Origin of the sequence: Reichenbachiella sp., from assembly GCF_039941815.1 — a bacterium.
Taxonomy (GTDB): Bacteria; Bacteroidota; Bacteroidia; order Cytophagales; family Cyclobacteriaceae; genus Reichenbachiella.
The window spans coordinates 163,532-187,092 of record NZ_JBDVDW010000059.1; the positions used below are offsets into that span (position 1 = coordinate 163,532).

Sequence of the window (23,561 nt, forward strand, 5' to 3'; positions counted from 1 at the left end):
AATCAACCTATATCTCTAGGAAAATAACCATTTTCTTCAATTAGAGAGGATTACTGATGCATCAGCGCTTGGTACAACCTTACTTTGTAATTCGACTTTGACTCCCCCCTTTGTCTAAATAATACCACTCGTCGAGCAATTCTAGTTACTCAACGAATAAACAAGCATTGACACGAGCCAAGGTCTAAATTCGAAGAACAGTATGCACGCATACAATTTTGAAAAGGTTGAAATGAGCAAATTGACAATTAGTTATTGGGTATTGCCCCTACTTTGGATACTGAATTTGAGCGCATTTGCTCAGGATGGCCCAGGAGGTATTGGCACTTCAACAAACCTACCGATTTGGTTGAGAGCATCCGATCTCGCAGTTGGGGACGGAAATGAAATCACGACCTGGCCAGATAGATCTGGTAATGGAAATGATTACACATCAATAGCTGGAAATGGAGGGCTTCGTCCTACGCTAAGCAGCTCAGCCATCAATTCAAGACCAGGTGTTCTTTTTCATGGAGATGCTTCTCGATTCGAAGATGCAGATGGTGAAAACTACATCAACAATCAAACTGGATATACGCTACTGACTCTCATTCAATCTGATGAATTGGCTACTATTGATGTCGGGATTTTCGACTCAGAAGATCCTGATGGAGCCGACGATGAATTTACCTGGCGATATGACAATGCAGGTGCTTTTGGTGGTGGCGATAATGTCATTAAATTCGGGGTTGAAGCTGGAGGCCAAAACCAATATGAATCTTCAAACAACACCCACACAACCAATCCACAGCTCATGCTGGGACTCTGGCAACAAGGCGAATTCAATGAATTATGGCTTGACGGTACTCAAGACTCTCCTACCAATCAAGGAACAATAAGATCTGGTTTAGTTACGGGCGCAAGCAAGGCAGTTATCGGAAGAGGGCCAAAAGATAGCGGCACTTCAGGATGGGATGGATATATTCTCGAGTTTGCCATATGGCAATATAAAATCAACAATGCCGAAAGAATACTTGTTGAAAACTACCTGGCTTCAAAATATCTATTATCTGTTGCCAATGATTTTTACCTTTTCGAAAACACGCACGGGGAAGATGTAGCTGGTATCGGTCAATCAGGAGTTGATACTCATACTGCTTCTTATTCGGATGGAATACTTGGGATAAGCAATCCATCTACACTGGCTGATGGAGATTGGCTACTATTTGGTCATGACGGAAACGACGACACGGCCTGGACTACCAACGAACAGATAAATGGAGATACCAACCTCGAACGACTTGCCCGCGAATGGAGGTTTGATCTTACCAATGATCCTGGTACAGTAACCATGCATGTAGACCCAACTGACCTGCCTGCTCTCAATACTGATTATGCGTTTTATATGCTTTGGGTTGACAACGACGGTGATTTTACTGATGGGGCTACCTCCTATCCACTTACATTAAATGGCGGAATCTATGAAGCCAATGGTATCACAATTACCGATGGCTCATTTGCAACAATAGCAGCCTACAGACCAAACGTTGAGTTTTCTACTGCAGCATCCAGTGGAGATGAAGAGTCTAATAACAGTCCTGATTTTACTGTCACGATAGACTATGCAGTATCTGGTGATATTGACGTAGACTATGCGATCAGCGATGGTACTGCAGTGAGACCAACAGAGTATACTTTCACTGATGCTACACTCACAATTTCTGCAGGTAGTACTTCCAATCAAATTACCACCGCCGCTATAGTATCGGATACAGACGTCGAATCTGATGAAACATTCATCATCGAACTCACCAATCCAGAATTTGGCCTTATTGGCACGAACAGTACGCATATCTATACTATAAACGACAACGACAATACCCAAACCGTGCAGTTTGATGCGCCATTTAGTTATGGATACAAAAAGAGAATTACCATAGATCAAACTCAAGTTTCGGGGTCCTCCGACCTAACAGATTTCCCTGTACTTATTTCATTGACCGACAATGATCTCAGAACTACGGGCAATGGTGGTAATGTCGAAAACATCAATGGTTATGACATTCGATTCACTTATGCGAATGCTGTCATATGGCTCAATCATGATCTGGAATACTATGATCCTACTACGGGTCAGATAGTAGCTTGGGTAAGAATACCTGTACTTGCGTATGACGAGGACACGGACATAGACATGTATTATGGCAATTCAGCCATTAGTACAAATCCGTCAACGACCAGCACTTATGTAGATTATCATGCCGTATATCATCTGGGTCAGGACAATTTTGCTGACGCCACAGCCAACAGCTATGACGGAACCAACTCGGGATCTGTAGATGCTGCGGGCAAAACTGGTAGAAGTCAACAATTCGATGGTACCGATATCATCGAGCTCACCAGTTTTCCCAATTTGAATACAGAATTTACCATCTCCATGTGGTTCAATACCACCGACGACACACACAATGGCAGGCTATTTAGTGATGATAGAAACAATACGCAAGGATATGCACTATCCTTTGGAGATCCAGGAAATCAAAGAGTCAGATCTTTCAGTAGAGGGCTCCCAGGTGCAGGAATAATAGATGCAGTCAATACTTTCACTACCGGCAACTGGTACAACCTGGTACTTGTTGTGGACAGAAGCAATGAAGACAGAATCATCTATGTAGACGGTGCATCCAGCATTAGTGATCTTTCTGACACTGGTACATGGGGTGTAGATGTAGGCAACGCGGCCATAGGTGGTGAAGCTGCAGGTGGAGAATTATCCAGATTTGAAGGATTTATCGATGAGGTGAAAATTTCAAGTGTAGTTAGATCAGCGACATGGCTGGCCACAGAATTCAATAATCAAAATTCTCCTGGTACTTTCATTTCTGTTGGCACAGAAGAAGTCCTCTCAGGATTTACCATAGACGAGTCTACGGATACCCTGGCTTTTACAGTAGCCATCAATGCGGCAAGCGGAAGCCTTACGCAAGTCAATTATTCCGCAACCGGTGGCACCGCCACCAATGGAGCAGATTATATACTGGCCAGTGGCACATTGGATATTGCCATCGGCGAAACCAGCAACAGTTTCACACTCGATCTGACCAACGATTTAGCTTTTGAAGCCGATGAGACAATTGTAGTTTCTCTTTCCTCACCTGTCAATGCCAATCTGGGCACCAACAGCGAAATCACTATTACAATCGCTGACAATGACAACGCACCAACCATTGCATTCGCCTCCTCAACAGCTACAGTGAATGAAGGCACGAATCAATTTGATGTACCGATCCTACTCAGCGCTACCTCAGGCCAGAGTACATCTGTCAACTATGCAGTGACAGGAGGCACAGCCACCAACGGTGTTGATTATGTACTAAACTCAGGAACGATAACAATACCGGCCGGTGCGCTCACTAAAAGTCTGATTGTCAATATTGTGGATGACGTTATGATCGAAACAACTGAGACTATAAATATCACGCTTTCCAGTCCTACAGGAGCTACTTTAGGAACTAACGTGCTGAATGTAATTTCAATCAGTGACAACGACAATCTTGGTTTTGATGGCCCCGGCGGTGTAGGATACAAAGATGGATCGGGCACTCTCACCATGTGGTATACGGCAGACTCAGCTACCGTCTCAGCAGGTAAAGTCACCGGATTGAAAAATCTGGTTGGGATCTCGGCTTATGACATGGTAACACCTGCTGCCGATCCGGATTTCGTTGATTACTCTGGCACAGGCACTCTCAATGGACATGCTGAAATTAGTTTTAATAACGTAGAGGACGTGTTGGCCACAAATTCAGTGCTAAGTGCTTCTACCTTCCCATACAACGAAGCCTCCACATTTATTGTGACCAGACATGATAACATGTCACAGCGGTCTAACACTTACGGTACCAGTACCTCCCAGACAGGTGGTTTGGCCGGTAATCGATTTTCCACCCATTTGCCCTGGAGCGGTGTAGCCTATTACGATATTGGCGATTGCTGTGGGTCGACAGCAAGAGTTAACTTCACATATGATGCTGGCTGGGTTGGCGAGTATAGTATATTCTCATATGTCGCCAGCAGTGCCGACGGCAAGGAAGTGTATAGAAACAACACCTTGGAAGGCGGACCTATCGCTGCTACATCATCATTTGTAAATCATACAAGCAACTACTTCACCATTGGTCAATCTCAATCTGATGATTTTGAAGGCGACATAGCAGAGTTTATGCTCTTCACCAGACCAGTCAATGATGCTCAACGCGTCATCATAAATAACTACCTGGCTGCGAAATATGATTTGACCATCGCAGACGATTATTATGTATGGCAAGCCAGTCATTCGTTTGAAGTTGCGGGTATTGGACAAACTGACGCTAGCAATCAGCACGTGGCAGCCAAAGCCGGAGCCATCACAATCAGCGCTCCTTCTGATTTAGGAGATGCTGAGTATGTATTATTTGGACATGACAATGAAGATGTTGCCTCATGGTCAGCCACAAACATACCTACTGGAGATTTTCAAAGACTCGCTCGACAATGGAGATTTGATGTCACTGGTGCTCCAGGTACCATAGTACTTTCAATAGATCCAAACCTGATTATCTCCGAACCTGCGGGATATGAAGACTATGTAATCCTAGTTGATACCGATGGGGATTTCACAAGCGGGTCAATGGTTTACCAAACAAGTTTGATTGATGGAGAATATCGATCATCGCCGATTAATATTGCCAAAGGAGATTATGTATCCATCGGGCTTCTCAAAAGATCGATTGGTTTTATAAGTGCAGGCATAAACGCCCCAGAGTCAAATCAGGGTCTGGCCACGCTTGAATTAGATTTTCCGTCGGCTGAGAATATTACTGTAGACTACGCCATCACGGGTACGGCGACCGCAGGCGTTGACTTTTCATCATCGACCACCGGCACCCTTACGTTTTTGGCCGGACAAACCAGTATTTCTCTTGACCTCGGAATCATTGACGAATCAGAAAAAGAAGGAGATGAAACCATCATTGTTACCTTGAGCAACCCAATAACTGGCACTCAACTTGGCGCGCAAAACATCTTCACTTATACCATTACAGATGATGACAATACGAGAGAATTGTTCTTTAACGATCCCTGTGAGTTTGGATATAACAAAACACTGACTATTGATAATACTCAGGTATCAGGTGCTGCCGATCTGACCAATTTTCCACTTTTAATCAATATTTCGGCAGACAACGACCTCAGAACAACTGGCAATGGTGGTCATGTCGAAAACAGCAACGGATATGATATCTACTTCAGGTATCAAGACAGTACATTTTGGCTTGATCACGAGTTGGATTACTTCAATGCCACTACTGGAGACTTGACAGCCTGGGTGCTCCTCCCCTCATTAGATTTTGATGATAACACGGTTATTGAAATGTACTACGGCAACACTGGCATTACACTAAACCCGTCTTCTAATAGGGTTTGGGATGATTATTTGGGTGTATGGCACTTGCACAATGATGAATTGGATGCCACAGCCAATGACTACCATGGTACCAACAATGGAACGGCTACTACCGCAGGAAGATTTGGTAATGGTCGAGATTTTGACGGTGCTGGTGACTTCATCGAGCTGGCATCCTTTCCAGATTTGCAACAGGATTTTTCAATCTCAGCATGGATCAATGCGACTAATGTAAACGCAGGGTCAAGAGTTTTTATTGATGATGATAACAATACCAATGGATATGCCTTGTCTGTAGGAGACCCGGGAAGTGGTAGGGTACGATTCTACAGTCGCGGGGCAAGCCCTACTTCGGTAGACGGTGGTGCAGGACAGGCAGTATCAGCAAGTACCTGGACTTATGTAACCGGTGTAGCCGACTATGATGCAGGCGGCAGGAGAATTATCTATGTCGACGGAGTAGAGGCTGCAAATCAAACCCACTCCAACCAAATGGGTACTGATGTAGGAAGTGCCGCCATAGGTGGAGAAACGCTATCAGGAGAAACTGCTAATAGATTTACCGGTATCATGGACGAGGTCAGAGTATATAATGGCATTCTATCGCCAGCCCGTATCATCACCGAGCACAACAATCAAATGGAAAGCTCTACTTTTTATGCGGTCAGTACAGAAAACGCTGGGGGTGGCTGCGTAGTGGTTGAAACCGCTGGCACGGTATCAGTAACCGTTTCTATCAATCCGTTTGACAATATCAGCACCACCACTGCTACCTATACAGCCACATCAGGATCTGCTGTGAATGGTGAAGACTATACGCTGGCAAGTGGAACCGTGACCGTGCCTAGTGGAGCTACTAGTGCATCCTTCGATTTCAATATCACCAATGACCTACAGGATGAAATAGATGAGACGGTTGTAATTACAATATCTAACCCATCTGTGAATGCTAAGATAGGTTCTAATAGCACCATTACTTATACCATACAGGACGACGATGATATACCTACTATAGAATTTATAGACACCTCCTCTAGTATCAATGAGGGTACAGCTACAGTGACCGTGGGCTTGACGCTAAGTGCAGAATCCGGTAACGATATCACGGTAGATTACGCCGTTAATGGTGGCAGCACCACAGCGAGCGATGGAGACGACTATATCTTTCCTGCTGGTACGGCGACTATTTCCGCTGGCAACCTGACTTCCAATATTTCTATCAGTATCATAGATGATGCTGACATTGAAGCCCTTGAAAATATTGTCATAGATATCAGCTCACCGACCAATGCGACCCTGGGTACCAATGTTCAGCACACGATGACTATCAACGACAATGATGATCTTGGATATAATGGACCTGGTGGAGTGGGAGAATTCGATGGCTCGAAAACCTTAAAATTATGGCTTGCTGGTGACTCAGCCACTGTATCTGGTACTGACGTGACAGCCTGGAACAATGCTGTCCCAAGTATCAACGGACTAGATTTTGGTCCAGCCAATGGCGGTGTATTTGCCACTAGAGTAGATGACGCGGTCAATGGTCATGCAGAAATAAGCTTTGATAACGAAAACGATGCGTTGGTGTCAAATTCAACCTTGACTGCAGCTACATTTCCATACAATGAGGCTACCTTTTTTATCGTCACCAGAACAGACAATCTTGCTCAGCAATCCAATGCCTATTCGACGGCGACTGCTGCCACAGGTGCACATGGAGGTACACACCTCTCAGCAGACATCCCGGGTAGTAGCAATGCCAGATTCGAGATATCGGGAGTCAGCGTTAATACAGCTTATCCATCGGCTTGGGCCAACGGTGATCATAGTATTTTTGCACATCGTATCACGTCAGATAGTTCTATTGTATGGAGAAACAATGGCATCATTGGTCAAACTGGAACCAACTCGAATCCATTCACCAATCACTCCAACTACAATTTCTATATTGGACGACAGGAGACGGATGTATTCCAAGGTGACATAGCTGAGCTAATTATGTTTACACGACCAGTCAACAATACTCAGGTCGAAATCATCAATAATTATCTTGCAGCGAAATATGCACTTACCGTTACTAATGACAAGTATGTTTACGACAACGCCTATGGCAACGAAGTAGCCGGCATCGGGCAAGAGTCATCTACAGATCAGCATGTAGCAGCTCAGGCAGGCGTAATCACAATTAGCAACCCAAGTCTACTAGATGACGATGATTATGTACTATTCGGTCATGACAACGCGAGCATAGATAGCTGGTCCACTACGGACACTCCGGTAGGAGACAGTATCAGAAGAGTGGCTAGAGAATGGAGATTTGATATAACGAATACACCTGGTACGATTACCATAGGATTGGATACCGACCTACTTCCATCGGTCTTGTCAGGCTATCAGGATTATGTGGTGTTTGTAGATGCCGACGGAGACTTTACTGAAGGTGCTACGGTCTATCAGACTACGCTCGTCGATGGACAATACAAGGCCTCGGAGGTTACCGTGACCTCGGGAGATTATGTCACTATCGGTATTATCATTCGAACCATTGATTTCAACCTGACAGATTCAAATGCACTTGAAAACAATTCATTGAACATAACCGTGGACATGAATTATGCTTACAATGAAGACATTTCATTAGACTACGCCATCACAAATGGCACAGCGACGGGAGGCAATATCGATTATTCGACAGCCAGCACAGGTACAGTTCAAATATTGGCAGGTCAAACCACTGCCCTACTTCCCCTCGGTGTAAATAATGATTCTGAAGTAGAAAGTGACGAAACTATTGAGCTGACGCTTAGAAATGCACCCGGTGGGTTTAGGCTGGGTGTAGATTCTGTTCATCTCTATACCATCAATGACGATGACAACACCAGAATGATAGAATTCTCTGCAGCTGCTTCCTCCGCGGATGAGAGCACTTCAGATGTCCAACTCACTGTGCAGATCAATCAAGTGGATCCCGCAAATGAAACTAAGGCTTATATTTCTGTGACCGGTGGAACTGCAGAATCGTCTCCTGCACCCGATTTTACTTTTGTAGCTGATACGGTTAGGATTCCAGCCAATCAAAGCAGTGTAACTTTTGACTTTACCATTTTCGATGATGTATTGGATGAAGCAGACGAAACCATGGAAATCAGCCTTACCAGTCCAGGCAATGCCAATCTCGGGACCAATTCGGTTTACACTTATACCATTCAGGACAACGACGCTTCTGTCTCTGTTGAATTTCAAAACTCAACCACGACGATAGATGAAGGGGGTAGCATAGCACAGGTGGTAGTAGAACTATCAAGCCCATCGGGACAAGATGTGACCGTCGACTATGCCATCACGGGAGGCACGGCCACTGGTGGCGGAACTGACTATGCTTTGAGTAGCGGGACTTTGACCATCGAAGCTGGATTGCAGATCAAAACCATCAATGTAGCTCTCACCGATGACAACGAAGAAGAAAGTGCTGAAACTATCATCATCGACATAAGTAATCCAATGGGTGCAAGCCTCGGCAGTACGACTCAGCATACCATTACCTTGGTGGACAACGATGCCAATTATGGATTTTACGGACCAGGAGGCGTCGGTGACAAAGAAAGTAATATCCTATGGCTAGATGCCGAAAATATCAATTTACCAGGTGCAGCGGGCCCGGCAGATGGAGCTAGCGTGAGTGAATGGAAGGATCGCTCAGGAAATGGATACGATTTCACTGCCATCGGAACCGCCCCAACTTATGATGCTACCGGGCTTAACGGAAATGGTACCATAGCCATAACCAATGTCACGGAAGGATATCGCGCTCCAGTAAACTTCAGCAACTCACTTTCTAACTACACCTTTATATCTGTAGTGAAACAGACGGCAGGCGAATATCTTGTCGAAACCAACACTGCTGGTTCTAATGACTTCAGGCTAAGTCAAAGCAATACTTATCTCTACCATTTGGATGGCAACGATCGTCTGGCAGGTAATAGCAGTACTGACAACGACATCATGACCTGGGTGTTCGATTCGGAAGCCACAAACAGTGCTATAGTAAGACGGGACGGTACAGCGCTGACCAGTGACAACAACTATTCGGTGATGTCTCTGAACAACAACTTCAGTATTGCAAGTCGATACACTGGGGAGTCCGTCAGCGATTTCGAAGGAAACCTATCTGAATTTGTCATTTACAAAAAACCACTAAACACGGCTCAACAACTCATCGTGGAAAACTACCTTTCGTCTAAGTTTGGAATAGCAGTATCAAACGATCTATATGCTTACGACGGTACTTATGGCTATGATGTAGTAGGAATAGGCCAAGAGGCTGATGGGCATCATTTGCAATCTATGTCGGATAGTCTACTGATGATCAGTGGAGCCAGCGATTTGCAGGACGGCGAGTACGTTTTTGCTGGTCATGACAACAGCTCCAAGTCTGCATGGACCACCAATGAGGCTCCCAACAGTGGATCCAATGTGCGAAGAATTGCAAGAGAATGGAGGACAGATCTTACTGGCGCTCCTGGCACCATCATCATCAAAGTGGACACCACTCAGCTCCCCGCTCCTCCCAATGGCTATGATAGATATGTAGTATGGACTGACGCTGATGGAGATTTCAGAACCGGCTCTACTGCCTATCAATTGGAATACTCGCCTGTGTTTGGCTTTCACGTGACTGACCCGATCGGTATATCTGATGGAACCTTCATCGCATTGGGTGTCGGGCAAACGGTAATTCAATTCGCTTTGGCTGCTTCTGACGGGGACGAAGCCACAGCCAATCCGACTATTGATGTTGGCTTGAATTTCTCTATGGGTGCAGACGTAACGGTCAACTATGCGGCCACCGGCGGATCCGCCACAGGGGGCAATGTAGATTATCTTTTGACATCAGGCACCCTGACCATTGCCGAAGGGCAAACCAGTGCAACTATCATCCCGGGCATCATCAACGATGTATTGGCAGAGACCGATGAGACCATAGTGATAACACTCACTACCCCATCTTCTAACGTATCGCTGGGAAGTATATCAGAGCACACTTATACTATCCATGACAATGACAATACACGAAACATTCAGTTTACTGATAATCCCGCCACCGATTCACAATCTGAAGCCACCACACCCAAGACTATTCAGGTCGAGGTAGATGTCGTAGATACGATGAACCCAACGACCATTGACCTGAATATTGTAAGTGTGGGGAATGCGGCCACACCCATCGACGACTTTACGCTATCTACGACCACAGTGACGATTCCGGCAAATATGTCCTCGGCCACTTTCGATATCAATGTAGTGAATGACACCTTCTATGAAGACACAGAAATTATCACTATCGATCTGACCAATCCAAGTATCGGTGCACAATTGGGTACAAGAGATCGATATTCCTACAGTATCACCAATGATGGAGATATCCAAGGGGTCGTAGCCTTTGCCGAAACAGCCTCGTTCTCCAGTGAGAGCAGTGGAACCGCCACCCTTGGGGTCACACTGGACGCCACAGCACTAACCGATGTAACAGTGGACTATGCAGTGACCGCAAGCAGTGCAACTGACGGTGATGATTACACCCTGGCAGATGGTACATTGACGATATCTGCAGGCGACATGAGTGACAATATCCTGGTGACAGTAGTTGACGATATCTTAGCTGAAGCTGCCGAAACAATCACCGTGACCATCTCTAGTCCTACAAATGCTACTTTAGGTACAAATACTATACACACACTCACCATCACGGATAATGATGCTAGCGGTGGAACCGGGCCTGGAGGTGTAGGGGATTCAAATAGTAACCTGATTTGGCTACGCGGAGATAACTTCTCAACAGGTGTCTGGTTTGATATGTCAGGAAATGGCTATCACCTAAATGGTGGTGTCACTCCATCCTCTACGGCAAGTAATGCCAGCTTTAATAATCAAGCTACGGTTGGATTCAATGGCAGCCAATATCTCAATGGCGCTGCAGTCAGTAACTCGGTAAACGACTATGACATTTTCTTTGTATTGCTATCTGATGGCACTACCACTGATCAGGTGCTCTATCATTCTGATGGAGTAGATGATATCATCGCAGGTTTTGAAAACAGCAATGGTGCATTCTTGGATCAAAATGGCTGGGCAGGAAGTGAAATCACTGCCGCTGGCACGTCCATCATTCAGTTTAACCTGGAAAGTGGCTCAAGTCAGGCCAGCGTGGCGGTAAATGATGGCACTCCTGCCGCTGCAACATACACCCCTACCAGCATAGGCAGTCCCGGTACACTGGGAGCATTGTCGAATGGAACTGCAGGATTTGCGGGTGATATGGCTGAAATTCTGGTATACAACTATTCTCTCAACGATGCTCAAAGAAATATTGTACTCAACTACAACTCTACCAGATACAGTGTAGGTATCGGTGCTTTGGATTTATACCTTTATGATGACGGTACCGCCGGGCGTACTTTCTATTACAATCTGATCGGGATAGGCCGCGAGGATGGTAGCAATATTCATGTACTGGCTACAGCAGAAGACTACCTCACAATAAAAAATCCAAATGATCTCGGAGACGGTGATTATCTACTGTTGGCTAACGATGGAGGCAATGATACCAACTGGGTATCCAGTGAGGCTCCTAATGGTAGCACAACAAGAATTGCTAGAGAATGGAGAGTAGACGAAACCAATGACGTGGGAACTATCACATTTGAAATAGATACCACAGCACTGTCTTCTCCGCCAGAAGATGGATTGACCTGGTCTTTATTAGTTGATTCGGACGGTGATTTCTCTACCACAGATGCTACCTACCCCCTCACCTCGGTAAGCGGAGATATAGTAGGAGTCGATGGACTCGACCTGAATGATGGAGACTATTTCACTATTGCTTTGGTGAAATTTGAAACTTCTGGAGCCAGCAATGATTTTAATAATCCTATCGCCTGGACTACAAACGTGGTACCCTCAGCCGGAACGGACGCAATCATCAATGATGGCCACAGCATGAGTATGTCTGATGATGCGGTGGTAGGGTCGTTGACCCTGGAAGGAACTGGATCGCTTGATTTAAATGGCATGACACTGGAGTTTACCGGTGATTGTATCACACTAAATGGGTCAGGTGCAGTAGACGTATCCACTGCGGGTAGCACCATAGGATATGTAAACCCAAATGTGATCGAGCAGTGTGTAACCGGGATGACCTACAACAATCTGTACACTTACGGCATCTCAGGATCTACCAAATATCTGACAGGTGATCTGGTGGTCAACGGTGAAATGAACCTCACCAGTCCAGCAGGAACTGATGCATTTTTTGATGTTCAGGAATTAGGTACCTCCAATGATTTTGATATCGCTGTGGCTGGTGATTGGATTTCACAAATCACATTTATTGCCAGATCAGGGACAGTAACTTTTGATGGCACCAGCGATCAGGCGATCAGCACTAGTGGTGGAGAGACGTTCAACAATCTTACTATCAATAATTCGGGTGGCAACGTCAACTTAGGTTCTGAACTGACGACTACAGGCGCGCTCACACTGACTCAAGGCAATATCGATCTCGATATCAACGATCTAAACATCACCTCGACAGCCTCTATCGTCGGTGGAGACATAAACGCATACATCATCGCTGACGGTGTAGGTGTACTTCGACATGCCATCACTGCACTGAGCACGACGTACACTTTCCCGATCGGGGATGTAGATGACTACGCTCCGTTCTCGTTTACCCTAAATCAAGGTACGCTCAGCTCATCGAACGTCACTATCAATCTGCGTGACACAAAGCATACGAACATAGTGGAAGACGACTATATCACCCGCTACTGGTCACTAAACAATGAAGGAATCACTGGTTCGCTCAACTATGATGTGGCCTACAACTATCAGCAAGTGGATGTAGTAGGTACCGAATCGTTGCTGAAGGCAAGAAAATTCTCAGCGTCTGGAGATGCACGAGGAGGCAGCGTGGTGGTAGCATCCAATATGCTTTCCTACTTAGGACACAGTTCGTTTTCAGATCATACAGGTGAATCAGAGCCTGCACCGCTACCAGTAGAGCTGGTAAGCTTTGATGGGATGATCGATGAATCAGGCATCACGCTGAGCTGGTCCACCGCTTCGGAGCTCAACAATGACTACTTCGAGCTAGAAAGATCTGCCGACGGAATATCCTTCGAGGTGATCGCTAGAATAGAGGGCAATGGCACGACAAGCGAGCATCATGACTACGAATATCTGGACACTGAGCCTTACTTCGGTGTGTCATACTACAGAATAGTGCAGGTGGACTACGACGGAGACTACTCCATCTACAACCCTATTTCACTAAATAATGAGCAGTATAGAACTGGCCTTGAACTCATCCTCTACCCCAACCCTACAGAAGAATACAATATCAATGTAAGGATAAGCAGTGGGGACGAAAACTCACCCATAGCCTTGACCGTCTACGATACCATGGGTCAGCTAGTACACTCAGAAAGGCTAGAAGCGAATCTGGGTAATACAAGTCATCACATTCGTGCAAACGGTAGACTCGATAAGGGTGTCTATCATGTAATCATCCAGCAGGGCAACAACCAAGAAACACAAAGACTTATTGTCAAGTAAACTCGAAAGTATGTAGAGGCAGTCGGCTTCTACATACTTTATTTTTTTAGAATTGACGAAACTCTGGCGCTGAGTGCTGGCAAGACCTCCTGATCAAACCAAGGATTTTTGGCCCTCCAGATATTGTTTCTAGGCGATGGATGTGGCAGCACAAAAAAGTCTGGTAAGTACGAATCAAAATTTCTAACTGTATCGGTGAGAGTCTTCTGAGCTCTATCTCCCAAATAATATTGCTGCGCATACTGCCCTATGAGTAGCGTAAGCCTGACTTCTGATAGTTCTTGCAAAAGTCTTGTATGCCACTGTGGAGCACACTCAGGACGAGGCGGCAAGTCTCCGGATTTCCCTTTACCAGGATAACAAAAACCCATCGGAATCAATGCCAGGAGAGCTGGATCATAAAACTCCTGATTGCTTACTTGCAACCACGTGCGTAAATTTTCTCCGCTTTTGTCGTCCCAAGGTACCCCTGTGCGATGTACAACTGATCCTGGTGCCTGCCCGATCACTACAATTTTGCTCTGTGGTGCGGCGGCAAAAATCGGTCGTGGACCGAATTCCAAATGCTCTGCACAGGTGGTACAGGCGCTGATCTCTTGGAATAGGTTTTTCATGAATGGAAAACAGACATAATCATAGAATAGTTTATAGGACATAAATTAATCATAATATGATGAAAGTGAAATGCGATGCAGGATTGCGTCAGGGACAGAACGGCCTGTTTGAGCTCCTGCATGCCATGCAGAGCGAGTAGTGAAGGCCCGACCGAACTGACCGGGTAACGGGCAGGATCGGTGACGCCCAAATGAAGCTAACAATAAAAGTAGGTTGGCCGACGAAAACCATGATTTTACTTCATTTTCCGAACCTTAGATTAAGAATATCTGTTAAATTGAGTTGATACCGGCTAACTCCAATTATGGAAATTTTTCAAAGAAAGAAAAAGAAAACAGTAACAACTGAAAAACGGCTCTATCGGCTGGCTGTAGCCACGGTCATAGGATTGATATTCTTCAATCAGCTACTCATCCAGTATATTATGAATCAGCAATGGAATGACGCCAAGACGATCAGTATGGCAGGAAGGCAGCGGCTGCTATGCCACCAGATCGTAAATATAATGGTGGAAGAACCAGAGGCGACAACCAGCAATCAGGAGCTACAAAAGCTGACAGCGGAGTGGAATATAGCTCACCATGCGCTGCAAAAAGGTGATAAAGAGCTAGGGATAGACAAACTGGATGGCAAGGAAGTAATAGATTTATTTGAGTTGGCCAATCCCTACCAGTTTAAAATCTACGACCAAGCCACCGGTAAATATGAGGTGGGGGATGTAAAGGAGCTAGAGGCGAGTGCAGAAATATTCAGCAACGCCATGGAGCAAATCGTAAATAAATGTGAGGCACATTCACAAAGTAAAATAACAGCCGTCGTGATTGCCGAAGTGATCCTGGCACTGGTCACGCTGATGGTGTTGCTCTTCGAAATTCGATATATTTTCATGCCCACTTTCACTCGCCTCAACAAGCAGCAGCTGATGCTCAAACGGGAGAATAAAAATCTGAAAAAAACACAGGATTTGCTGCAAGCAATCCAGGACAGCAGCTCGCTGGCGATCCTGGTGGTGGATACAGAGTTCAGAATCATCTCTTTGAACAAAAAGGCGATCCGCAATTTTCGGTTTGTACAAAACGAGAGCATACGAGTAGGTATGCCGGTGATCCACTACATCCCGATGCATATCAGGCCGGATTTTATCAGCCATCTGGAGCAAGTACTCTCAGGTAAAAGCACGGTAGCTGAATACTGCATTGTAAATGCCAAGCAAAAGACACGGTGGTATGAAATAGAATTTCACCCGATGAAAGAGGACGGGAAGCACATCAACGGTGTGGCATTCTCGGTAAAAGATATCACTAGAAATAAGGAATACGAGATCGACCTGGAGCAGCAGAACGAAAGATTGAAAAAAATAGCATTTGTGCAGGCTCATGAGCTACGGGGGCCAGTGACTTCGATGCTCGGCCTTCTAGATTTGATCACTCAAACGCAGGAATCAAATAACGGCAAGGGTGAGCCGATAGATGAAACCTATGTCGCACACTTCAAAAAACTATCGGGCAAGGTGGATAAGATCATCCGGGACATCGTAATGGAAAGTCAGATCGACTATGAAGAAAAAAAGCAATCAACCATAAATGGCCACGCAAAAAACAAGGCTTAGATCCGGACGTTGGGGTCGATAGGATTCTGACGTAGCAGTCTGGTGGTGACGGCAAACAGATCCGGATGATAGTCCAAAAGCAGCTTAGGTTGCTCGAAGAACACTTCGATAAGCACAGCGAAAAACTCCTGATAGTGAACAGCAGCATATGGCCTAAAAATGGTCTCTGTCCCCGCTATGATCTTATTGGACTCCTCGACAGTGTAGTCGTTGAACAGCTGAATATCGTCCCAATCAAAATATCCATACTCTTCGTTTTTGATCATATTTTCTAGTCTGAGGGCGTGGGCCATCTCATGCAGACCTACATTGCGCCCGTTGTCCGTGTGGACGTACCCCTCCACAAAATCCCTCCAGCTGAGCATAATCAGTCCAGACTTGTGTACCTCTCCAGCGTTGAACTGCTTCATGCCTTCAGAATAGTAATAATCAGGATGTACATGGATGTCTTCAAAGTGCTTGAAGTAGACACCAGGCAATCCAAAAGTGAGCTGCACGGCGGAAGCCGAAATGAGCGTTTTCATCTGTGGGGTGACTTCTTTGAGCTCACCTGCAGCGATAAAAGTCTTGGAATCCATAAACTTCTGCACACGTTTTTCAAAGAGCCTTTTGTTTTTGGAGTTCAGCGTGTGATAGTAGTAAAAAGTGCCATCCAGGATCTGCTTGTAGTCTGGTTTGAGATTGCGAATAATCAGATAGCGATTGATATGGTGGCGAAATAGATAGTTGAGTACAATTTTGGTGCTCAGGTAGGTAGAGTACAAAAACCCACTTATGATGTATAACAAAGCCAACACAAGTCCCACCACAATAACAAATGCCACAATTCCCATCGTGCGAAGATAATCTGCCAGAATCAATTGCCCCAAAAATACCAGAGAATAGATAATCAGTGTTGGCATGTATCTAACACCAGCTAGTATACTTCTGTGAAGAATTCTTAAATCAGTAAAAAATTATCTAAATTAACACCACCACCAACTTAATAACCTTGACTCGACCTGTAAAAACGCTACTCTACGTAGTCACTCTCCTAATTGTGATGCAGGTGGCCTACGGCCAACCTTCCGAACATACCCTGTTTGATCGTGACGAACTCCAATGGGGCATGGGGCTCAAGCTACAGGCCAATTTTGCACCTAAGTATGACAAAAGATCAGATTTTAGACTGAGTCTCTCCTTCGGACTGTCTAGAAAAATCGGCGACTATCTGATGCCCTCCTACCAGCTATCTGCTACTGTATACAAGGGCGGACTGGGTAATTCCATCTCATGGTTTGAAAGAAATAAGCTGCAATTAGACATAGTCAATAACTTCACCCTGACGGGTGGATACAAGCATGATGGTAGATATAAAGAGCTGATCACCTTCAATACGCTGACGGCCAATCCCCTACTCAACCCTTTCAGATACTCGCTATCTATGGGCACCAACCTGATTTTTAACCCTAGCCGAAAAGACAAATTTCAATACATTGGCTTTCTGGCCGGATCGGTCTATGAGTATCAGCTGCTGTACTACAACGACGGTCCGATATTTAACACCATCGGCCTGGGCGACGGATACGATCGCTACTGGACAGGTGGCGCCTACTTCAGCTATGGCTATGTGACCTCTGAGGTACGCATCAATCTGGGTTTTGACAAGTTTACCGGCTACTCACGTGATGCCTATGAACTATCCACCCTGCTGGGGCTGGACTATGTGAGCTACAAAGACGAAATGCAAAACACCTTCAACACGGGAGCCTGGCGACTGGAAGTATTGGAAAAGGGTGGCTTTGGGTTCTCTGTTACCTACAAGGATCAGTACGACATCCAGCACATGATCCACAAGAAGGGCAACTATGCCTATCACCCATCGATGCTCAAACCGCATTTTCTGTATGGCATACTCTACTCTAACCGACACACGTTTTGAAAAGAATCCTAATCCTTTGGCTGATTGCACTTGTCGGTACCTCATGTACCTATGAGCTCTATGACAAGGCCGAGTACACCGAACTCAACTTCCCGGAGCGGCCCTCTCTCGGTCCTCTCCCGAATCTCGGCGAAGTCTATTTGATGACCACTTTTCGTTCCAGCAAAGTGCTGAGCCGTGTGATCGACGAAGACACGGTATATGATGACATCAGCATCCCGATCTACACAACGGCACCCAGCAAAGACACGATTCAATCGGCCTACCTGATCTTCAACAAGCAAACAGAGAAAGTGTGCTATAAGGTGACCGTGGGCAACGAACCACCAGGCCACCTACTCTACTATCAGCGAGAGCACAGTGGCTGTGACCTATTCGGTAAATATTCTATCCTGGAGGATCGTACACTTGGATTGAACCTGATGAATGATGAATCCATGGCGTTTCATATCTCCTGCAAAATGACCTCCTCCTTGTCGGAAATCACGCAGGTATCGTTTGATGTCATCGATTACAAAAATGGTCTATCAGAGACGCAAGGGTCTACCGCCCCTCCTATCTCGTTTGATCAGGTATTTCATACCCAGATGGATTTTGTACGTACCGATCTCAGCTATGTCTACCTGACAGAAAGTGACGAAACCATAAAACGCAGCAGCATAGAGCTACAACCCAGCGATCGACTCACGGTACAGACCAAAAAGGGTAAAATTCGCCGGGTAATAGTCAAAGGATATGCCTTTTATTTGAAATAAAAACCCAATAAAATGTCTAAAAATCTAATCATCACTGCAGACGACTACACCGCACATCCGGTGATCGATGAGGGCACAGAGCAAGCCATAGACCTCGGCCTCGTCAATACAGTCGCGACCTTCACCAACATGCCAGATAGCCCAGCTAAGATCAAGTCTCTCTGGGACAAATACAAAAGCAAGGGTCTCCGCATCGGCGTGCATCTGAGCGTAACCGCCGGTGCTGCCATCACGGGCAACAAAGCTCGGGCGATCACTGATCCCGACAGCCCACCGGGCAAATTTCTTTTTTGTGGACCTGGTGAAGTGCCACTGGATCGGTTTTTCACCAATCTAAATGTACTGGAAGACGAGCTCTACGCTCAAATGAAAGTGCTCAAAGATCTGGGCATCACGATCGACCATATCTCTTGTCATCATGGCATCCTATTTCTTTATCGTGACCTGTTCAAAATCGTGACAGATCTGGCCTGTGATCCTACGCTGATGACCGATGGTCGGCCGATCCCTCTCCGTTCGCTGATGCTCACCTCTAAGCTGGAACTACCAGGCTATGAAGAGAGCTCGATGGAGTCTACAGGTGAAATGACGGCACTGAAGCTACTGTCCAACAATGGCCTCACCGCGATGAAAGGCACGCTAACGAGCAGTAAGAAAATCTGTGATAAGATCCTACAACTACGTGAGAGTGATATTCATGCCCCTGACTTGATGATAGATACTTATTACAAAAGGGCCCATAAGTACAATTTGAAGAGGATAATCAAAAAATTGCCCAAGGTGAAATTTGATCCCAACCGTCGTCACTACATAGAAAATCATCCTTTCAAAAAGGATGGCCTATTCAAAATCTATGAGCTGGTGGTACATCTGGCCTCGCGGGGCATCGAAAACAGCGATCCACCAGCGCCCAATGGCGTGGACAGCGGCTACTTCAAAGGACGTAGCAAGGAGCTAGACATACTACGAGATGGCCTCCTGCGACATATGGACAGGTTTGATGTATCATTTGGCTACTACGAAGACTGTGGCAAGGATGTGGGGTGATTGCTTTAGACCACCAATTCGTAACTTTCTTCGAGCTGGTTATGAGACCGTACCACTTTAGAATCGAACGAAAATAACTTGAGCATCAGGCGTGCGGCTCCTCTAATCACCGGATTGTGTGAGATGACAACGACCGTTGAGATGTGATTGGAATTCAGCTTGAGCGATTTCGACCATTGATTTTTGGCGGCAATCTCAAACCCTTCCATTTCGATACAATCCCAGATGAGCGTGTGTTTGACTGGATTTTGTTCCATCAACTCATTCCAGTGCTGGCAGGCTTCTATGGAAGCGGCCTCAGTAAATCGTCCTTTAAATTTGAATTGCAAACAATGGCCATCACCTCTTCTGACGGATTCGATGTCCACATGATTGGTACTAAATGACATAATTAATTTCTCTTTTAGGTAAAATGCTGGTTACTAAGATAAATAGACCGATCTACTCAAGACCGAAAATTAGATGAACCAATCAGTTTAGCCGTTCAAAGGAAATATTCACTCGATTAGACGTATCGCCTTATTGGCAAATCGAAGGCCGCACTTATAGTGAAAATCATTTAGCATCATATTCTGAATGAATTAATATAAATTCGAATTGTATAGACACATACAATAGACACTGCACTAACAGAATTTGTTTTTGAAAGCTCTGGCAATTAAATCGCAAACAAGATCAACAGCGTAACAAAACCGATGCATGAAAATAATATCATCGGTAACTCAACAGTATCGACGCTTGCAAAGTCAGTTACTATTAATAAATTTAAGCCTCGGCTTGGCTTTTTGCGATAGAATCCTTACTCAATATAGCCAGCTCTAATCGACAAGACCCTATGAAGAATTTAATCATGATATTTATCTGCGTGGCACTTTCTGGCAGCGCTATCGGCCAAACCTTGACCGTGGAATACATTGACAATTGGATAAAGCTTTGCGAACCCGAACTCGATCTGTCTAAAAAGGAGATGTTATATTTAATTGAAGGTGTGCCCTATGACAAGCCTAAGGAAGAATTAAGCGAGTTCGACACCAGCAATAAATATTTCAGCCTTGATTATCTTAATTCAGATAGTGCAGCCTCTGTATGCCTTAAACCAAATCACATTGTCGTATTTATTCAAAATGCCCAGACAGAAAACTTGAAGCAAAGAAAAAAGGATCTTGAAAATGCGCAAAACAGGTTCAAAGATCAATATACTTTTCATTCACATCACGTAATGACTGAGGCTAAAGACCCGGCTTTATTTATAAATGATATCAGGGTTCATCATGCAGAAGCAAAAAAGAAATTAAGTGAGTTAAAGGCTAAAGAAGTTCAGCATCTTGTATCGGTCAAACATGCCCCCGCTATTTACTATGGCCAAAATGCTGAGAATGGATTGGTCAAAATATGGACAAAGTAAAGCCCACAACATTACCCTTGAATGGATGAGGCTCAATTGGCCAGACAATTAAAGCGTAGATTGGAAACTGCCATTTCCGATAGTCATCGAGATGGTAAGTTAAAATGAGCGAGACTAAGAGATGGAGGAATATAAGAAGTAGCAGAGATCAACAATAGTTTACTGACAGCGATTTCTATATAGTTTCAGGAGTTTGAATATTTCGATAAAAATGACACCAGTAGGCCTGATCCATGCGCCATACAGTTGTGCTTTATTAGAAGCAAACATTCAAATCAGATAATTTATCAAAATATCAGAAAGTATAAAAAACAAATAACTAGCTCCTTAATAATTATAAACTCATAAGCTACTTGCAAAGAGCTATTGAATCAAATACTTTTAAATACAATTAACCCCATGGCTGATTCAACATCATATTTGTTCTTTACTGGAAAGGGTGGCGTCGGGAAGACCTCTCTGGCTTGTGCTACAGCTGTTGAATTGGCAGACTCTGGCCAATCGGTTCTACTCGTCAGTACAGACCCTGCATCCAACCTAAAAGATGTATTAGAAAGTCCTATTGATGAAAATATAAATCAGGTAAATGGGATTGAGAACCTTTTTGCCGTCAACATCAACCCCGAGAATTCAGCGGAAGCGTATCGAAACAGGGTGACCCAACCGCTAGAAGGCGTTGCTTCGAAAGACGAAATAAAGAAAATCAGAGAAGACCTATCGGGAGCCTGTACCACTGAGATCGCGTCGTTTGATGAGTTCTCTCGATTTGTATCGAGCGAATCGGATGGACAAAAATTTGATGTCATCATTTTTGACACTGCTCCTACCGGCCATACCTTAAGGCTGCTCGAGCTGCCTGCTGCCTGGTCTAGTTTCACAGAAGAATCTCCTGACGGAGCGTCCTGCCTCGGCCCCACTTCTTCGCTGAAAAGCGGTAAGGAAAGGTATCATTTAGTGGTAGACAGATTGCGGAATGCCGCGCTCACCACATTTTACATTGTAGCCAGGGCGGAGAGCGTCTCGCTCAAGGAAGCATCCAGGACAAGCCACGAATTGAACGAACTCGGAATGGCCAATCAGCGGCTATACATCAATGGCGTGTTCAAGGCAATAGAAAAACATGATCCATTGGCTATCAAAATGGAAGCGATGGCCAATGAACAGCTTAACTCCATTCCAGACAATTTAAGGAGCCTTCCATTGAGCACCTTCCCACTTTTACCCTATAATGTCTTAGGAATTTCTAAGCTGCGTTCACTTTTTAGTGATGAACTTCAAAAATCCATTTCCGCAGAGACCATTTCAGCGCTAGACACCTCCACCCAGGTATTGCAAGGCATCAGTCAGCTAACGGATGAGCTTTGCACGAATCAGCAACACGGGCTTATCATGACCATGGGCAAAGGAGGTGTTGGGAAAACTATCGCAGCCTCAGCCATTGCAGTATTGCTTGCCAGAAAAGGGAACGAGGTGCTATTGACTACTACAGATCCTGCCGCGCACATTCAAGATTTTATTGAGCAGTTGGGTGTAGTACCTACCACACTTACGGTCGAACGGATAGATCCAAAGGTGGAAACTGAACGCTACACCGAAAAGATATTGGAACACAAGGGCCAAGGGCAGTCAGAAGAAGCCAAAAGATTGATTTTGGAAGATTTAAAGTCACCCTGCACTGAAGAAGTAGCCGTTTTTCACGCTTTTTCAAAAGCCATCAGGCTAGCAAAAAGAAAATTCGTGATCATGGACACCGCTCCTACCGGACATACGCTGCTACTGTTAGACACTGCTGGAAGCTACCATCGCGAGATCATGAAAAACAATCTCAACGCGAGCCGGATGAGGACTCCCTATATGTCGCTACAGGACTCCGAATTGTCTAAAATCATCCTGGTCTCATTACCAGAAACTACGCCGATGCGTGAAGCAGCTGCTTTGCAGGATGATCTTCAAAGAGCTGGCATAAAACCATATGCCTGGCTCATAAACCAGAGCCTCTCAATGCTTTCGAATCTGTCTGACCCTCTGTTAAAAAGTCGGGCCGCGTCTGAAATAGAAGTCATCAGCAAGATTGAATCGACTTACTCAGAAAGAACTTTTGGAATTCCGTTTATTGCAGAAAAGAAATTACTCCCCGCACTATTGGATGCTACCTTGCATGCGACGTAAAA

Annotated in this window: 10 protein-coding genes; 7 read left to right on the top strand and 3 right to left on the bottom strand. The window is 45.1% G+C overall.

All coding sequences use genetic code 11. From position 1 onward, the window contains the following. Nucleotides 1-232 precede the first annotated feature (232 nt). Nucleotides 233-14,038 (top strand): DUF2341 domain-containing protein, encoded by a 13,806-nt coding sequence (locus ABJF11_RS13400; protein WP_348120383.1) that lies wholly within the window; start codon nucleotides 233-235, stop codon nucleotides 14,036-14,038. Between the two features lie 38 nt (nucleotides 14,039-14,076). On the opposite strand, the gene ABJF11_RS13405 is transcribed toward ABJF11_RS13400, so the two are convergent. Next, nucleotides 14,077-14,652 (bottom strand): uracil-DNA glycosylase family protein, encoded by a 576-nt coding sequence (locus tag ABJF11_RS13405; protein ID WP_348120384.1) that lies wholly within the window; start codon nucleotides 14,650-14,652, stop codon nucleotides 14,077-14,079. A gap of 305 nt (nucleotides 14,653-14,957) precedes the next feature. On the opposite strand from ABJF11_RS13405, the gene ABJF11_RS13410 reads away from it, so the two are divergent. Next, the gene (locus ABJF11_RS13410) at nucleotides 14,958-16,262 is read left to right on the top strand and encodes a PAS domain-containing protein (RefSeq protein ID WP_348120385.1); all 1,305 of its coding nucleotides are present in this window, start codon (nucleotides 14,958-14,960) and stop codon (nucleotides 16,260-16,262) included. Here the strand turns inward: ABJF11_RS13410 and ABJF11_RS13415 are convergent. Next, nucleotides 16,259-17,164, bottom strand: a complete 906-nt coding sequence (locus tag ABJF11_RS13415) for a zinc-dependent peptidase (RefSeq protein WP_348120386.1) — start codon at nucleotides 17,162-17,164, stop codon at nucleotides 16,259-16,261. The two genes, ABJF11_RS13410 and ABJF11_RS13415, sit on opposite strands and share 4 nt — an antisense overlap. An 89-nt stretch (nucleotides 17,165-17,253) precedes the next feature. On the opposite strand from ABJF11_RS13415, the gene ABJF11_RS13420 reads away from it, so the two are divergent. The 3 genes from ABJF11_RS13420 to ABJF11_RS13430 are packed head-to-tail and all read left to right on the top strand — an operon-like array spanning nucleotide 17,254 to nucleotide 19,985. Then, entirely contained in the window at nucleotides 17,254-18,183 is a 930-nt protein-coding gene (locus ABJF11_RS13420) for a hypothetical protein (RefSeq protein WP_348120387.1), read from the top strand. After that, nucleotides 18,180-18,938: a hypothetical protein gene (locus ABJF11_RS13425; RefSeq protein WP_348120388.1), complete on the top strand. Its 759-nt coding sequence runs from the start codon at nucleotides 18,180-18,182 to the stop codon at nucleotides 18,936-18,938. Before ABJF11_RS13420 ends, ABJF11_RS13425 begins: the two co-directional genes overlap by 4 nt. Nucleotides 18,939-18,950: 12 nt before the next feature. Continuing rightward, nucleotides 18,951-19,985 (top strand): ChbG/HpnK family deacetylase, encoded by a 1,035-nt coding sequence (locus tag ABJF11_RS13430; RefSeq protein WP_348120389.1) that lies wholly within the window; start codon nucleotides 18,951-18,953, stop codon nucleotides 19,983-19,985. A 5-nt stretch (nucleotides 19,986-19,990) separates the two neighbouring features. Here ABJF11_RS13430 and ABJF11_RS13435 read toward each other — a convergent pair whose 3' ends face one another. Further along, a complete protein-coding gene (locus tag ABJF11_RS13435) occupies nucleotides 19,991-20,374 on the bottom strand; it encodes a hypothetical protein (protein WP_348120390.1) in 384 nt (127 codons plus the stop codon). Between the two features lie 446 nt (nucleotides 20,375-20,820). On the opposite strand from ABJF11_RS13435, the gene ABJF11_RS13440 reads away from it, so the two are divergent. Further along, on the top strand, nucleotides 20,821-21,390 hold the full coding sequence (locus ABJF11_RS13440) for a hypothetical protein (RefSeq protein WP_348120391.1): 570 nt from the start codon (nucleotides 20,821-20,823) through the stop codon (nucleotides 21,388-21,390). Nucleotides 21,391-21,789: 399 nt separating this feature from the next. After that, entirely contained in the window at nucleotides 21,790-23,559 is a 1,770-nt protein-coding gene (arsA, locus tag ABJF11_RS13445) for an arsenical pump-driving ATPase (RefSeq protein WP_348120392.1), read from the top strand. The last annotated feature ends 2 nt before the right edge of the window (nucleotides 23,560-23,561 follow it).